The organism is Shewanella carassii (genome assembly GCF_019670705.1).
Lineage (GTDB): Bacteria > Pseudomonadota > Gammaproteobacteria > Enterobacterales > Shewanellaceae > Shewanella > Shewanella carassii.
The window spans coordinates 594,982-610,072 of sequence record NZ_AP024618.1 but is presented as its reverse complement, the minus strand read 5'-3'; the positions used below and the strand labels follow the sequence as shown (position 1 = coordinate 610,072).

Here is a 15,091-nt window from a genome sequence, read left to right as displayed (position 1 = left end):
CCAAGCACAGCAAGTATAGACCTCAGCGCCTCAGTTTGCCTCGCCGGACGGTACATCACAGCTTTGCTGCCAGCAGTTACGGCTGTTGACACCAGCTTTATGCAAATACTCGAGTAGGCTCTTTTTACCGGCCAGATGCCCGGCACCGACGGCCACAAATAGTGGCGCCTGATTGGAAGCCATCAGACTCAACAGGCGCTCGGCCATGCCTTGGTTACGCTGCCATAGCAGTTTTTCCAGCAATACGTCTTCACCTTCGCTGGACAGCTGATGCAACATCAACTCTGCCAACGCTTTTTCATTACCGCTGCGCCAAGCCGTGATCAGCGCCTGGATCTCCCTATCTTCACCGCGAATGCTCTCCCGCACCATACTCCACTGGTGCTCCAGCGCCAGCGAGTCCAGCAGTGCTAACTGCATTTCTGTACTTTCCAGCTCCAGCACGGGTCTGCCACCGACCCCATCCAACAGATACTGTTCCACACCCAGGCTGGGTTGATAACCCAGCTCCACGAAACGCTGCATACTGATTTGCACCGACTGCAACCAGGGGGACATCATCGCCAATTGCCGACACAAAGGCTTACCGCCACAGTAGCCCTGCAGCAGCGTCTGGGTTTCCTCATCAGGTGTTGCGGCCTTCAAGCCATACTTCTGCAGCAATTGCTGCGCCGCAGGATCGCGGACATCGGCTTCCAGCACCAGAGCACCGGCATTGTGATAGGCCTGCTCTATCTGATTTGACAGTGGGTAGAAGTCGGCCTTGCCAACATGTACTGAGCCCATGATAAAGGCCGTCTTGCCAGCGAACTCCAGTTGGTAGAAAGGCGGCTTGTCACCATCTCTTGCTTGAGCAATACCACTTAAAAACAAGCCACATCCGAAGAAGAACCACAGCAGTCGACTTGTTGCGCACATCCCTGTTCCTTATAATTTCAGCCAAAGTTCATCAGTTAGAGGCTGTTATGCCATATACCAAGGTCATTGAGCAACTGAAAGCCAATCTGCAGACCGCTTACCGCCAGGCTGTCGATGCCGATAATCGTCTGGATCAGCTGCAACAGGTCGGCCATGGGAAGTTTTCTGCCGTATTCACCCAAGATCAAGGCTTTACCACATGCAGCAATCGCTTCCTCCCTTATGTACAGGAGTTGGCACAGGCGGTAGCGGATCTTGAAGCCGAAACGGCGCCCACCCCGGAACAGTTGGAGGCATTGCTGCCGAAACTGGCAGTCTTACTGCAGACGCTGCAAAAATTTAAACAGCAGAGTAAGTAGCAAGAGTTCAAACAGCAAAATCACTGCGTTAAGCCGGGCCAAGCCCGGCTTTGTCATCTTAGTGTCACTTGCAACACCTAGACTCTATCCGATTTGGGCCTGGTGAGGTATTGCAGTTTGGTGGCCATAGACAGGATTGCTGAGCTTAGAAGAGTGTTGGATAAAGAGGATATCACCGCTCTGTTTCAGCCGATTATCAACATAGACAGCAACAGTATTCATGGTTTTGAAGCCCTAAGCCGCGGCCCTATCGGCAGCAGCGTTCATTCTCCATTTCATCTGTTCAATACCGCCGAACGACTGGGGCGCCTCTCCGAGCTGGAGACCTTGTGCCGCCGGGTCTCCATAGCCCAATTCCAGCAAAGACAACTGCCGGGCAAGCTGTTTATCAATATCTCCCCCAAGGCGCTGCTGGATCCCAGTCATCCCAAGGGACAAACACTCAAACTCTTGCAACAGTTCGGCATAGCGCCATCCAATGTGGTCATAGAGCTGTCGGAACAATACCCGGCCGATGACATAGATCAGCTCAAAGCTTGTCTGGATCACTATCGCAATCAAGGGTTTCTGACCGCACTCGACGACCTTGGCGCCGGCTACTCAGGCTTGCGCCTCTGGTCAGAACTCTCCCCCGACTATGTCAAAATTGATCGCCACTTTATCCATCAGATAGATAAGTTTCCGGTTAAACAGGAGTTTGTCCGCTCCATCATAGAACTGTGCCAGAGCCTGACCTGTAAAGTCATCGCCGAGGGCATAGAGACAGAAGCCGAGCTGACGATACTGCGCCAGCTCGGGATCACCTATTGTCAGGGCTTTTTGCTTGGCAGACCCGAGGCGCTGCCGGATAGGCAACTGCAGACCCGCTATCTCGCCATTCGTCAGCAGGAACAACCGAGATACAACGAGGCGGCAGAGAGCCTGTGCCATCAGGCGCAAACCTGCGGCTCTGATACCGAACTCAAGCAGTTGAGCGAACGCTTTCTCTCCCAGCCGGAACTTCAGTGCATAGTAGTTCTGGAGCAGAAGCATCCCTTGGGGCTGGTCTATCGCCATCGATTAATGGAGCTGTTTTCCCGGCCCTATGGCCGCGCCCTTCATGAGCACCAAGCGGCCACAGAACTCATGGACAAAGATGTGCTTATGGTCGATGCGGCCACGCCGCTGTCGCGGGTGAGTCAAAAGCTCACCGCCAAGCCTGGCTCCGAAATAGCACAGGAATTCATTATTCTGCGTCAGGGTGACTTCATCGGTCTGGGCCTTACCCGCGAGCTGCTGCAACGCATCACTGAACACAGAATACAGACGGCGCGCCACGCCAACCCATTGACTGAATTGCCCGGGAATGTGCCCATTCAGGAAGAGCTGCAACGGCTACGGAAACTACGACAGCATTTCTATCTGGCCTATTTTGATCTATGCCATTTCAAACCCTATAACGACATCTATGGCTTCAGTCGCGGTGATGAGGTGATAAGGGCCGTCGCCGGCCTGCTCAGACAATACGGCAAGGCGCAATTTATCGGCCACGTGGGTGGAGATGATTTCGTAATGATAGGCACAGAGCTGCAACTGCAAGGGGTTTGTCAGCAAATATTGGCAGAGTTTGAACAGGGCAAGAGGCAGTTTTTCAGTGACGAGCATTGGCAAAGACAACACTTGTTTACCCAGGACCGACAAGGGCTGGAATGCCGTCAACCGCTACTGCGCCTCAGCGTTGGAATACTGCCACCGCCATTGAGCCTGAACGCCAACGAACATGAATTGTCCCGCCTGTGTGCACTGGCAAAAAAACAGGCCAAGCACAGCCCCCGAGGGCTGTGCTTGCTGGAAATGCCCAGGACGGCTTAGAGTTTGGGCTTGAGTGTTTTCTGGAACCAATCTTTCAGCATTCGCTGTTCATAGCGAAAGCTATCGCTGTTAATTCTGTCCACATGGTCAAGAAACTGCATATCAGTCAGCTTTTCATCGCCAGTCATGACCACCTGATCGCCTTCCAGCAAGCGATAACTGAAGCTGAACTTGGGCGGGTAAACGTTCTTGACTACACGTATATCGTTAACGGTCGCACCAAAGGTAGGCCGTACATCGCCGGCCAAATCCACATCTGTGACTGTCAGTTCCAGCTTTTGGTTGTCTTTTAGAGATGAGGAAACGTCTTTATCCAAGGCTTTGGTCAAGGTCTCGAACAGACGCTGTTCGTAACGGGATTGCAGCTCGCTGGCAGACTTGATATCCCGAAAATCCTTGGGTGACTGCCACTCAATTTTGACCTTACCCGACTCGGTCACCGGGTTTTCATCGACCTTGTCGGCCGCCAGCGCCGAGCCAGAGGCCAGGGCAGCTGCAAGTAACAGATATCTGATTTTCATCTCAGCCTCCTTTGGGAGCGAATGTCAGTATGCATTTGGTTCAAACTCAGAGTATAAAATTTAACCTGAATCCGGGCTTAACGCAAAACTAATATGCGAACATCATCCTGTTATAAGTGATTATTTTATTGTGTTATTTTTATCTCATACCACAAAAATGCGTTAACCTGAGTATCAATTTGTAGCGACGCGACCCAACTTTCAAACAACACGGCTTGAGTCGGGCCCGAGGAAGTACTCTAATAGCAAAGCTAAAAAACCAGTCACAACAGGAGCGCCAGTGAAACTCTCACCGTCTTTGCTGATTACTTTGGGACTCTTTACCGCCCTGGGAGTTGTTCTCGTGGCCATCAATCAGGACGCCAAACCCAAGGGTCCGGAAACCTGGAGCGCCTTCATTTATACCCATGGCTTCGATTCGGGGCGTTATATCAAAGAGGACGATTTTAGCGACTATGCCAGCTGTAAGGCGTTTGCCATCGAGAAGTCCCAGGCCTCGGAGGGGGCACCTTGGGAGTGTGGCAGCTACTGCCGCTTCGACTCCCGCCGCCAGGGCTTTCAGTGCGAGCAGATGCGCAACGACTAAGCCTGCTTAGAAGGGGAAACGGGCGCTTAGCTTGGGGTAAAGCTTGCGCAGTGCCTTGGGTTGATCGTTGAAACGCTTGCCCTTGGGCTGACTCAGCCCCGAAGGCACAAAAGGCAACTCTTTCCCGGTACGGGTCTCGTATAGCTGGCCGGCCAGCAGATCTATCTCCTCAACAAAAGGATAGGCGTAACCATTCAGCTGCGGCCAAACGTCCAGCTCTCCCAGCGAATCCGCTGCATTGCAGGCCGCCTGATAACGCTCCTTACCCAGAGTCACCAGGAAATTGCGAAACTCGGCAAAGCCATAATCTGAATCGACTCCGGCGATGATGTAAGCTGCTCCCCAGAGATCCCAGCTATAACTCAGTCTGAGCTGCCGGGCAAAGTGCTTATCAAACTCGGCCAGATCATCATCGCTCAAGTCTTGCAATTTTTCGGTCAAACGTGCCTGGAGTTCCTGTTGGTCCTGTTCGGGATAGTCGCGGCTGACCAGCTCCCAAAACTGCTCTTCTGTCATTGAGTGTTATCCTGCCAAAAATGTCGGCGGTTATTTTACCGCAAATAGTGGCCAAAATCCGACTGGACTCCCCCCTGGGCTTTCCATAGACTTAGGCCAATTTCTCACAGGAGTCATTTATGTCCAACTCAAGACCAATACCCCTAGTAATGCTTGGTATCCTCTACCTGGTACTGGCCGTAGTTGCACTGTGGCGTACAATCAATACAGGCGCCCTGGACCTGTTTACCCTAGGGGTGATCCCGGTTTTGATCGGCATGTTCCTACGCACATCCTGGTCATTGTGGGCCCTACGCATCTATCTCTTTATTCAGACACTAGGACTACTGGCATTCGCCACTACGGCTCTGATAGCGCTGCAGATAACACCTGAAGATGTCAAACTGGAACTGGCTGGGCGAAATATCCCCTTGTTGCCGCTGGCGGCTGTGTTGTTGGCCTTGCTGGCATTCCAGTATTGGGTGGCTTTTTCGGCCAAGACCAAACGCTTTTTGCAGCAGGAAAAGTCTAGCTAGATGGCACCGATGACAATAAATCAGCGACCGGCTCACAATTTTGTGTCTTTTTAGTTAAAAAATAGTAGATAAAGCCCAAGAACCCCGCTGAAATGCCTTTTCAAGCCAAAAACCTTATGGCATGTTAGACGAGCAATAACAAACTTATCGACGGAAAGAAGAGACGCTCCAGATGAACAAAACTGAACTGATCGCTAAAATGGCAGAACACGCCAACCTGTCCAAGGCCGAAGCTGCCCGCGCCCTCAAGTCGTTCGAAGTAGCAGTGACCGATGCCATGAAAGAAGGAACTAAAATCTCCATCGTAGGCTTTGGCTCTTTCGAAACTTCAACCCGTGCCGCCCGCACAGGTCGTAACCCGCAAACCGGTAAAGAGATCCAGATCCCTGCCGCTACGATTCCCAAGTTCAAGGCTGGCAAATCACTGCGTGACAGCGTCAACTAAACCGCTTTTCACGAATGAAAGCGCCTCATATTGAGGCGTTTTTTATTGCCTGCGGTTTCCCATTCTCGACTGCACAAAAGCAGTGCAGCCCGCCCCAGCAGAATGCAACACTTTATTAACCAGTCTTGCAATCAAAATCTAACTATTTGTATTTAATGTTCATTTAAACTTGGCATGGGATTCGCTCATTCCGCACAGACAATAACGAGTGTCTGCACCGGTCAAGCTTGTCCGGTTCCAGAACCTAAACCATCGAGGGGATGAGAATGAAACACACCAAGTTTTCACTGTCAGTTATTGCGGGTCTGTTGTTGCTGGCCGGCGAAACCCAGGCCGCTGTATCGGGGAATATAGGAGCTACCTCCAACTATCTGTGGCGCGGCACCACCCAGACTGATGATGCGGTCGCCGTCCAAGGCGGTATAGACTATAGCCACGACTCGGGCTTCTACCTGGGAACCTGGGCCTCCAATGTCGACTTTGGTGACGACACCAGTTACGAACTCGATTTTTACGGCGGTTACTCCGGCACCCTAGGCGAAGACTTTGGCTATGACATCGGCTATCTCTACTATGGCTATCCGGATGCCGAAGGCGATATCGACTTTGGTGAGCTGGCGCTGACCCTCAGCTGGAAGTGGTTTGAGTTGGGTTATGCCAAGGTGGTCAACGCCGGTGATGACGTGGCCGCAGCGCCACTGGATAACAAGGATTTGAGCTATATCCACGCCGGGTTCAGCTATCCCATCACGGAAACCGTGACGCTGACAGCACACTATGGTTATTCAGACGGTGATGTGGTGCAGAGCTGGTTCGGGGTTTCCGACTACGCCGACTACCATTTGGCCATCAGCAAGGAAACCGGCATAGGCTCAGTCTCCTTTATGGTGGCCGATACGGATCTGCCGGACGACGATGCCAAGATAGTGCTCAGCTATGTCTATGAGTTCGAATTCTAAGGATGGGAAAGCCCGAGGCGCAATCAGGCGATGACTGGACGATTGCGTTTACGGGCGGCAACCATTTTTTCGATATGCTCCACTATCGGCTCGGCCACCTTGATACCCGTGGTCAGCTCTATACCTTCGATACCGGGAGCCGAATTGACCTCAAGCACTAAGGCGCCGCGCTCGGAGCGAAGAATATCCACCCCGGCCACGGCCAACCCCATCGCCTTGACTGCATCAATGGCGGTCTTGCGTTCCTGAGGGGTAATCTTGATCTTCTCGGCGCTACCACCCAAATGCAGATTGGAACGAAAATCTCCCTCAGGCCCCTGACGCTTCATGGCCGCAACCACCTTGTCACCCACCACGAAGCAGCGGATATCACTGCCGTTGGCTTCTTTGATATATTCCTGCACCAGAATGTTAGCCTTAAGCCCCAGAAAGGCTTCTATCACGCTCTCGGCGGCCTTTTTGGTTTCGGCCAGCACCACGCCGATTCCCTGGGTGCCCTCCAAAAGCTTAATCACCAGCGGCGCCCCACCCACCATGGCGATGAGATCCGGAATATCATCCGGCTTGCTGGCAAAGCCAGTGACCGGCATACCCACCCCTTTGCGAGAGAGCAACTGCAGTGCCCGCAGCTTATCCCTTGAGCGGGCTATGGAGATAGAGTCATTGGCGGCGTATACCCCCATCATCTCGAACTGGCGTACCAGGGCACAGCCGTAAAAAGTCACACTGGCATGGATCCTCGGGATAATGGCATCAAAACCGGCAAGCTCTTCACCTTCTAGATGAATACTGGGCTGCACCGAATTGATATTCATATAACAGTTAAGCGGATTGATCACCCGGGCCTGATGGCCGCGCCCTTCACAAGCTTCCACCAGCCTGCGGGTAGAATAAAGCTCTGGAAATTGAGAGAGAATACCGATTTTCATGTTTGAGAGATCCGCCAAAGAGTTATGGCCCAGCAAAAGAGGTGGCATCTTTGACTATCCCTTACCAATAGGCAAGCAAAATCAAACATCCCCCTCGGTCAGCAAAGGTAAAATTTGCTGCGCCTCAAAGTCCTCGGGCCGAATCGGCCGACAATAGAGGTATCCCTGCAGCAGATTGCAACCCCGCTCACGACAAAACTGCGCCTGCGCTTCGGTTTCTATGCCCTCTGCCACCGACACCACGTTAAAACCGTTGGCGAAGTTAATCAAGGCCGATAACAAACGTTTACCGCGTTCATCCTGCTCAACCGAGGCCACAAAACTCTTGTCGATTTTCAGTACATTGATAGGAAAATATTTGATGTGCTCAAGGGACGAAAAGCCGGTGCCAAAGTCATCCAGTGACAACACCACACCAAGAGAGGCAATCCGCTCCAACACCTTGGCCAGCTCCAAAGGCTCCTCAATCAGGGCATTTTCGGTGAGTTCCAGCTCCAGCTGCGTTGCCGGCAGTCCGCTCTGCTGCAACACCCTGACAATGGTCTGATATAGGGTTTCACGAATGATCTGCGATGGCGACAGGTTGACCGCCACAGATAACTGCTTCCCCCTGGGGGTCAGCATCGCAAGCCACTTAACCGTTTGCGCGCAGGCCTGTGCCAACACCCACTCGCCTATCTCATCTACCAGGCCTATCTCTTCGGCTATCGGCAGGAAACTGTCTGGCGCCAGCAGGCCATCTTCCGGATGTTGCCAGCGCAGCAAGGCCTCCATACCCAACAACTCGCCGGTAATCGCATCAAATTTGCCCTGATAAAAGACCCTGAACTCATCCCGCTCCAGCGCGGTTCTCAGGCCCATTTCGATACGGTTGCGAAACCTCACCTCCCTGGCCAACTCTTCGGAATAAAACTGGATCTGATTCCGGCCCATTTTTTTAGCGCGATACATGGCAATATCGGCACACTTGAGCAGCTCAGAGCTATCGCAAACCAAGTCGCTATATACCGCTATACCGATGCTGGCACCGATAAGCACCTCATGCTCTCCAAGCGGAAAAGGCTCTTCAAAGGCCTGTTGCAGCCTGTTGGCCACGACCATAGGGAAGTATCGATTCTCGGACTCTGTCACCAGCACCACAAATTCATCACCGCCGAGGCGGGCAATGAGATCTCCTTCCCTGAGCGCCGCGCTGAGACGGTTGGCCACTTCCACCAGTAGGACATCTCCCACCTGGTGCCCTAAGGTGTCGTTGATACCCTTGAAATCATCCAGATCCAAGAGGATCACCGCCAGCATGTCCTGATGACGCTTGACCTGACTCAAGGTGCGATTCAGACAGAGTTCAAAACCGTAGCGATTGACCAGCTTGGTCAGGGAATCATGTTCGGCCAGTTCTTTGAGTTTCTCGTGGCTTTGGCGCAGTGCCAACGCCATCGAGGCCCGCTGTTTAGCGTTGCGAATTGCGCGGGTCAAGCGACTGGTATTCACTTCATCCTTGAGCAGAAAATCCTGCGCTCCCAACTCGATGCAGCGCTGGGCCAGCTTGTCGTCCTCATAACGGGAGATCATCACTACCGCGGTCTGCTCCCCGGCAGATTCATTGAGGCGGCTCAAGACCTCCAGGCCATTGGCATCGGGCAACATATAGTCGAGCAATATGCCGTCGAAACGCTGCTGACAGGCAAACTCCAAGCCCCTCTGGGCGCAGTTGGCCTCCATCACCTTGAATGCCAGGGAAGATTGATCCAAGGCGCGGATGATAGCGGCTCTGTCTATCTCATCATCATCGATCAACAGCAGATTCATGCTTTCCATCCCTCAGGCTTCCGGCAATTCGACAATACGCCAATAACTTTCCAGCATATTGAAAATATTATAAAAACCATCACTTATTTCATGCTTGACCATATAACCTGCCACATGATGCTTATAAGCCTCGACCTTGTCTTCATCGGCACTTGAGGTAGTCAGCACAAAGACCACGGAGAGAGACAACACAGGGTCATTGCGAATATGGCTGAGAAACTCCAGGCCATTCATCCTTGGCATATTGAGATCCAGCAGGATCAGATAGGGGTGGCGCACCCGACCATCATTCAGCATCTCCAAGGCCTCCAAACCATCTTTGGCTCTGACCAAGGGATTCAGTAGCCTAAGCTGCCGCATTGCTCGTTGTACCGCCATGTAATCGACATCATCGTCGTCAACCAACAGAATAGTGACTTCCTTATATCCGGCAGTTTGGCTCATGACTCCTCCTTGAAGTGGACCGGCCAAGTGAAATAAAAGCTGCAACCGCGCCCTTCCGATTTCACCCAGATCTTGCCGCCCATGTTTTCCACCGACTTTTTCACCAAAGAGAGCCCCAGACCACTGCCTTCAACTTCATCTCTTGGTTTAAGTGTTTGGAATATGGCGAAAATTTTATGATGAAACTTGACCGCTATCCCAGGGCCGTCATCCATAACACAAAAACAATAGTAGTCTCCCTGACGCTCGCTGCTGACGCTGAGTACCCCCTCTTCTTTATCGTGATGTTTGATGGCGTTGCTGAACAGGTTTCTAAATACCAACTCCAGCGGCACCCTGGCCGTGGTCAGCACAGGCATTTCAGACAAGATAACCAGCTTGAACCCAGTTGGCGGAGCCACCAGGCTGAAGGTATCCTGCAGCAACTGTTTGCTATCCACCTCTGTCAACTCGGTATCCACCCTGCCTATGCGCGAGAAGGTCAACAAGCCATCCAGCAGCCGAACCATTCGCTGGACCCGGCTCTTGATCAGTCGCAAATACTTTTGTACCTGTTCGCTGCTGTTGTCACTGAGATCTTCTGCTAGCCACTCGGATAACTGCTCTATGCCCCGCAGCGGCGATTTGAGGTCGTGAGAAGCTATGTAGGCAAAACTGTCCAGCTCACGGTTTATTTTCTCCAGCGCTTCCGTGTGGCGGGCTTTTTCCGCTTCAATCCGTTTGCGATCCGAGACATCATTGATAGTGGCCAGAATCGACTGGCCATTAGTAAAATGAATTGGGGTCAACCCCACTTCAACCGCCACCAGAGAGCCATCTTTGGCGCGGCCAAACAGATCATCACGCTGGGACATATTCTTGGCAATCGGCTGCTGCAGGTAGCCCCCCATGTGTTGATTGTGCGACTTATGCAGGCTCTCCGGCAGCAGTATATTCACGCTGCGGCCCAACAGCTCATCCCGGGCATAACCGAACAGTTGCTCTGTATGGGCATTCACCAGAGTGATGAGTCCATGACCGTCGACCATGATCAGCGCCGACGGCGAGGCCTCAATAACCAAACGGAAGCGCTTTTCATTGGCCAGGATCTCATTGGCCAGCAAGCCTTCCTGATACCTGGCCCTGGCGTTACTGAGCAGAAAATAGAGCAACACCATGATAAATAGCACGCCTATGCCCAACATCAGCTTGCTTTGCAGCTTCTCGGTTTCGGTGACAAAACTCTTGTCGGCACCGATTTGCAGCAACCATTGATGACCGCCGACCTTGAGTGGCAGTACTTGGTTATAGGTTTTGGTAACCTGGCCTTCCTCCTCAGTGCTGTACAGCAGCGAAGTGTCAGAGGGGGTGTCGCCATCGAAGATCTCTAGATTCAGACTGGGAAACTTGTCGGCCAAAATGCCTTGCATCAGGTTGTTCATTCGAAAGGCAGCATAAACCACACCTTTAGCGGCCTTGGGGCCGACAGAGGTGTCATCATAAAGTGCTAAGTACATCAAGAAGCCGGCCTGAATATCCTGCTGAGTTTCCTGTACCAGGGTAATTTTGCCGGATATTGCCGCCTCCCCAGTGTTGATGGCTCTGTCTATCGCTTCTCGGCGAGTCGGTTCGGAATACATGTCATAACCAAATGCCCGCCGATTACGCCAATCGAAGGGTTCCAGATAGATAATGGCCTGGTAAGTCTCACGCTCGCCCGTTGGGTATATTCGATACTCCTCAAAACCTTCAGCACGGATGGCGGCCTCATGAGCCGCCAATTGTTCCGAGGGCACAATAACGCTGTAACCTATCCCCTGGATCCCGGGATAAAAGCTCTCCATCTTGGCGTTGGTCACATACTCGTGCCACTCCTCACGGGTCACGCCGTCGGATGCCATAAACAGGCCCACGCCGCCCCGCAGCACCTGTTCATAGGTCAACAGACGATCTCTTATGGCATCTTTGACCAGCATGGCCTGATACTCAAAACGCTCACGTCCGCGCTGCTCCGCATATTGATTGAACAGGTACCAACCCAGGCAAGTAAAAAGGAGTGCAACCAGGATAATCACCCAAACCGAGGCCGGAGTGGAAAAGCCGAAGCGTTTTACAGAGGTGGATGATGCGGTGAGACGATCGTCCTGGATCATAAACAGCCGAGTCCTTAGCCAATTAAGCGAATGCTATGAGGTTAATTCTGGTCGGGTTCATGAAAAAAACAAGTCAAAAACAGCACAAAAGCCCCAAGATTTAGGTTCTTGGAAAATATGCTCAAAATGCTGTCTCGATCTCATATCCCTCAGAACCTCAATGCTAGATTTCAATTTAACCAAAACTAATATTGATTAGAGGGACGGAAAGAATCATTTGCTTTGTTAGACAAAAATTTTTGCTTTTCAGCCAATGCTTTTTTGGCTAGAAAATCCTTGGATAAACCGTGAGGAATTCGTGATGGCCCATATTGTTGAACTCGTGCCCAACGATGCTGAAATTGAAGCGATGACCACCCCAAAAAACCGCCAGGCCGAGAAGGCGCTGCAACATAAACGCCAGATAAAACGCCGTTTGGAGGATTATCTGGAACGCCTGGAACTCAGACGAGCCATGGGGCTCGATGATGACGATATGTTTTAGCCTTCAGAAATAGGAGGATGTCAGCAACATCCTCCTTACCCTTGCCGTCCCCGTAAAGACTGGGTTTGAATAAGCAGGGCCTCGGCCTTGGCACCCAACCAGACGTATAGTCCCAAGGCCACCAACAAGCCAACCACCGCCAACATCATCAAAATCGCTCCCTGAATATATTCCACCTGTCCGAGTGATGCCTTGAACATGGTCAGCAAGGCCTCAATAGAGATGGCGATCAATATGGTGGAAACAAAGCGGGTAATGGTGCGCCGGGTGGAACTGTGGCGGAAGATGTCTTTGTGCATCAACACCTCCTCTTCCAGTATGGTCTTGCCGAGATCGAATATCGCCAACGCCAGGGTGATATAGATGATGATCCCGAACGGCTTGAGCGAGTCATGAGCCAGTTGCGGCCCCTGCACCAACAAGTGCCAGATATCCCTGGCCGAAATCAGCACTAATACCCCGACTATGATGAATAGCCCTGTCACCAGAGTGAGATAAACTGCCTTGAACAGCGGCGTCACCTTGCGCCTTAAACTGTCGCCCATCATAAACTCAATCAGCCGGGTCAGATTGATATCTACCACCACAAAGCCACGACTGGCATCCAAACGGCTCACGTCCAGGGACGCCGATAAGCATAACTGCCCGGACGCATTGGAAAGATAAGGCGAAGTTATCTGTACCCCGCTCTTGTCGCTGGCATTGAGAAAATAGGGGCGCTGGCTGCGATCCGGGTGTTCACCCACAGCCAGCAGTTTGATCTTTTGCTGGATAAGCGCCAGGTTAGGACTCACCTGCTGGCCATTCTCATCGAGCAAATACATCAACTCCACAAAGGGATAGCAGACCGCTACTTCGGAAAATACCTTGATAGCCTTTCCGGTATCCTCAAAGAGCTGAGCATCGGCCATGCCGGTCAGAATCGACTGTAACAGTTCATCGATTAGCGGCTGATACTCATGAAAACGTTCAATCACACTCAAGTAACTCATGTTTGCCATAACGGCTCCTGAAATTCCTGCCATCTATCTCAGGTAAGCAGTTTGAATGCCAAGAATACAAAACCATAAATATCAAATAATTACTGAATTCCAGGTTAGCCAAGCATGCTCAATAATCAAACAGTTGCACCAAGATCTGGCAAGGATAAATTCTGTTGCCAGATAGCGCGTTATCCAAGATGATAATCGTTAATAACCTGTGTCTTCCGAGGAGACCATTGATGCCAGACACAAGTGCTTATAAAGAGGATCTGCGGCGCCTCTCGGATGAGCTGATCCGGTTGCAAAAACCGATAAAAATCCTCGATGCCATCAAGTGGCCGAGAGAGATAGAGGCCCGATTTCTCGAGAATAACGGCAAGCAATTACCCGCGATAGACGCCGAGTTTTACCAGCGTCTGCCGCTGCCTTTTGACCCGGATAAGACCCGCCAAGAGTTAACTGAATTGCGTCTGCAGACCCGCAAGCGTCTGGGAAGATACGACAAGCTGGGCAAGATATTGATAGCCAATATCGAGCAATATCTTCAGGTTATCGACATGCTGCAACACCGCGGCAAGGCCGACTTCGGTGAATTCAGCCGTCGCCTCTACGGCAGCGCCAACCATAAGCTCCACGGCGACAGACACAATCTCAGGCAGCTCGGCGATCGTTTGAGTTATATCTTCTCGCTGCCGGCAGCGCTGCGCAGCAATCGTCATCACCCCAAAGAAATCGCCGCGCCGGAGGCGGTGGACATACTCGGCCGCCGCCTGAAAGATTACTTTCACAGTGACGATATTCGGGTGCGCTTAAGTGACGGCATAGTCTCGGATGCCGCCGTGGGCGGCGATACGGTCAAGCTCAACAGCAAGGCGCTATTCAGCCAATCGGATCTCGATGTTTATGAGGTACATGAGGGCTGGGTACATGTGGGCACCACCCTCAATGGCCGGGCTCAACCCTGGGCCACCTGGCTCAGCGTCGGTTCTCCCAGGGTAGCTGCAGCCCAGGAAGGGCTGGCCGTATTGATGGAAACCATCACCCTGAGCTCCAACCCAGGGAGGGCCAGGCGTATCAGCGACAGGATCACCGCGGTCGATATGGCCGAGCAAGGTGCCGACTTTATTGAAGTATTCAACTATTTCTGCGGCCAGAATCTCAGTAAGCGAGACAGTTACCGGGTCACTCAGCGGGTATTTCGCGGCGGCATGGTGCAAGGTGGCAGCTATTTCACCAAGGATATCTCCTATGTGCGCGGCTATGTGGAAAACATTAACTTTATCCGCTCCGCCATCACCGCCGGGATCCCGGAGATTATCCCTATGCTGTTTGTCGGCAAGCTGGCTATTGAGGATATCCCGGTGCTTTATCAGGCCCACAGGGAGGGGCTTATTGCCGCCCCCAAGTATCTGCCGCCCATGTTCGATAACTTCAGCGGCCTCTATGCCTGGTTTGGTTTCGCCTCAGGGATGGCCGGAATAGATCTCAAGGGGGTGCAGCGTCACTTCAGTCATCTATTCAAACAGTTACCCAACGCCGAACCTATGTTCGAGTTACTGGAAGACACTGAGTTTGACAGCAACGCCGACTGATAAAAAACAGGGCAACTTAAGTTGCCCTGTTTTGGGTTCTAAACCAAT

The 15,091-nt window shown here is 52.1% G+C and carries 15 protein-coding genes and 1 pseudogene; 8 read left to right on the top strand and 8 right to left on the bottom strand.

Going from position 1 to position 15,091, the window contains the following annotated elements:
* Positions 1–30 precede the first annotated feature (30 nt).
* Positions 31–918, bottom strand: a complete 888-nt coding sequence (locus K5621_RS02860) for a TraB/GumN family protein (RefSeq protein ID WP_221050380.1) — start codon at positions 916–918, stop codon at positions 31–33.
* A 47-nt stretch (positions 919–965) separates the two neighbouring features.
* Here K5621_RS02860 and K5621_RS02855 point away from each other — a divergent pair, with 47 nt between their 5' ends.
* Together K5621_RS02855 and K5621_RS02850 are read left to right on the top strand one after the other, a co-directional pair.
* Positions 966–1,277: a prephenate dehydrogenase gene (locus K5621_RS02855; protein WP_221050379.1), complete on the top strand. Its 312-nt coding sequence runs from the start codon at positions 966–968 to the stop codon at positions 1,275–1,277.
* 117 nt (positions 1,278–1,394) lie between these two features.
* The gene (locus K5621_RS02850; protein ID WP_221051106.1) at positions 1,395–3,128 is read left to right on the top strand and encodes a bifunctional diguanylate cyclase/phosphodiesterase; all 1,734 of its coding nucleotides are present in this window, start codon (positions 1,395–1,397) and stop codon (positions 3,126–3,128) included.
* Here K5621_RS02850 and K5621_RS02845 read toward each other — a convergent pair.
* Positions 3,125–3,649: a DUF3016 domain-containing protein gene (locus K5621_RS02845; RefSeq protein ID WP_221050378.1), complete on the bottom strand. Its 525-nt coding sequence runs from the start codon at positions 3,647–3,649 to the stop codon at positions 3,125–3,127. The genes K5621_RS02850 and K5621_RS02845 overlap by 4 nt on opposite strands.
* 280 nt (positions 3,650–3,929) lie before the next feature.
* Here K5621_RS02845 and K5621_RS02840 point away from each other — a divergent pair, with 280 nt between their 5' ends.
* A complete protein-coding gene (locus tag K5621_RS02840) occupies positions 3,930–4,235 on the top strand; it encodes a hypothetical protein (RefSeq protein WP_221050377.1) in 306 nt (101 codons plus the stop codon).
* A 6-nt stretch (positions 4,236–4,241) separates the two neighbouring features.
* Here K5621_RS02840 and K5621_RS02835 read toward each other — a convergent pair whose 3' ends face one another.
* Positions 4,242–4,751, bottom strand: coding sequence for a DUF4240 domain-containing protein (locus tag K5621_RS02835; protein ID WP_208193918.1), 510 nt, complete (start codon positions 4,749–4,751; stop codon positions 4,242–4,244).
* Between the two features lie 119 nt (positions 4,752–4,870).
* Between K5621_RS02835 and K5621_RS02830 the strand changes: the two genes are divergently transcribed.
* From K5621_RS02830 to K5621_RS02820, 3 genes and pseudogenes are all read left to right on the top strand, one after another.
* Positions 4,871–5,266 carry a hypothetical protein gene (locus tag K5621_RS02830; protein ID WP_221050376.1) on the top strand — a complete coding sequence of 132 codons (396 nt, stop codon included), beginning with the start codon at positions 4,871–4,873 and terminating at the stop codon, positions 5,264–5,266.
* 166 nt (positions 5,267–5,432) lie between these two features.
* Positions 5,433–5,711 (top strand): annotated as a pseudogene (locus K5621_RS02825) (HU family DNA-binding protein); the annotation flags it as partial.
* Positions 5,712–5,977: 266 nt separating this feature from the next.
* On the top strand, positions 5,978–6,670 hold the full coding sequence (locus K5621_RS02820; protein WP_221050375.1) for a TorF family putative porin: 693 nt from the start codon (positions 5,978–5,980) through the stop codon (positions 6,668–6,670).
* Between the two features lie 23 nt (positions 6,671–6,693).
* Here the strand turns inward: K5621_RS02820 and rimK are convergent, their stop codons facing one another.
* The 4 genes from rimK to K5621_RS02800 all read right to left on the bottom strand — a co-directional run bounded on the left by rimK (position 6,694) and on the right by K5621_RS02800 (position 11,981).
* Positions 6,694–7,599, bottom strand: a complete 906-nt coding sequence (gene rimK / locus K5621_RS02815) for a 30S ribosomal protein S6--L-glutamate ligase (RefSeq protein ID WP_100143172.1) — start codon at positions 7,597–7,599, stop codon at positions 6,694–6,696.
* Between the two features lie 81 nt (positions 7,600–7,680).
* Complete coding sequence (locus K5621_RS02810) at positions 7,681–9,408, bottom strand: putative bifunctional diguanylate cyclase/phosphodiesterase (RefSeq protein ID WP_221050374.1); 1,728 nt, start codon at positions 9,406–9,408, stop codon at positions 7,681–7,683.
* 12 nt (positions 9,409–9,420) lie between these two features.
* Positions 9,421–9,852 (bottom strand): response regulator, encoded by a 432-nt coding sequence (locus K5621_RS02805; RefSeq protein ID WP_221050373.1) that lies wholly within the window; start codon positions 9,850–9,852, stop codon positions 9,421–9,423.
* Positions 9,849–11,981 (bottom strand): CHASE domain-containing sensor histidine kinase, encoded by a 2,133-nt coding sequence (locus K5621_RS02800; RefSeq protein WP_425332463.1) that lies wholly within the window; start codon positions 11,979–11,981, stop codon positions 9,849–9,851. The genes K5621_RS02805 and K5621_RS02800 overlap by 4 nt, the downstream gene beginning before the upstream one ends.
* 304 nt (positions 11,982–12,285) lie before the next feature.
* Between K5621_RS02800 and K5621_RS02795 the strand changes: the two genes are divergently transcribed.
* Positions 12,286–12,468, top strand: a complete 183-nt coding sequence (locus K5621_RS02795) for a PA3496 family putative envelope integrity protein (RefSeq protein ID WP_039034443.1) — start codon at positions 12,286–12,288, stop codon at positions 12,466–12,468.
* A gap of 35 nt (positions 12,469–12,503) precedes the next feature.
* Here the strand turns inward: K5621_RS02795 and K5621_RS02790 are convergent, their stop codons facing one another.
* Positions 12,504–13,469 carry a PDC sensor domain-containing protein gene (locus tag K5621_RS02790; RefSeq protein ID WP_221050371.1) on the bottom strand — a complete coding sequence of 322 codons (966 nt, stop codon included), beginning with the start codon at positions 13,467–13,469 and terminating at the stop codon, positions 12,504–12,506.
* A gap of 221 nt (positions 13,470–13,690) precedes the next feature.
* On the opposite strand from K5621_RS02790, the gene K5621_RS02785 reads away from it, so the two are divergent.
* The gene (locus K5621_RS02785; protein ID WP_100143053.1) at positions 13,691–15,043 is read left to right on the top strand and encodes a flavohemoglobin expression-modulating QEGLA motif protein; all 1,353 of its coding nucleotides are present in this window, start codon (positions 13,691–13,693) and stop codon (positions 15,041–15,043) included.
* Positions 15,044–15,091: the final 48 nt, after the last annotated feature.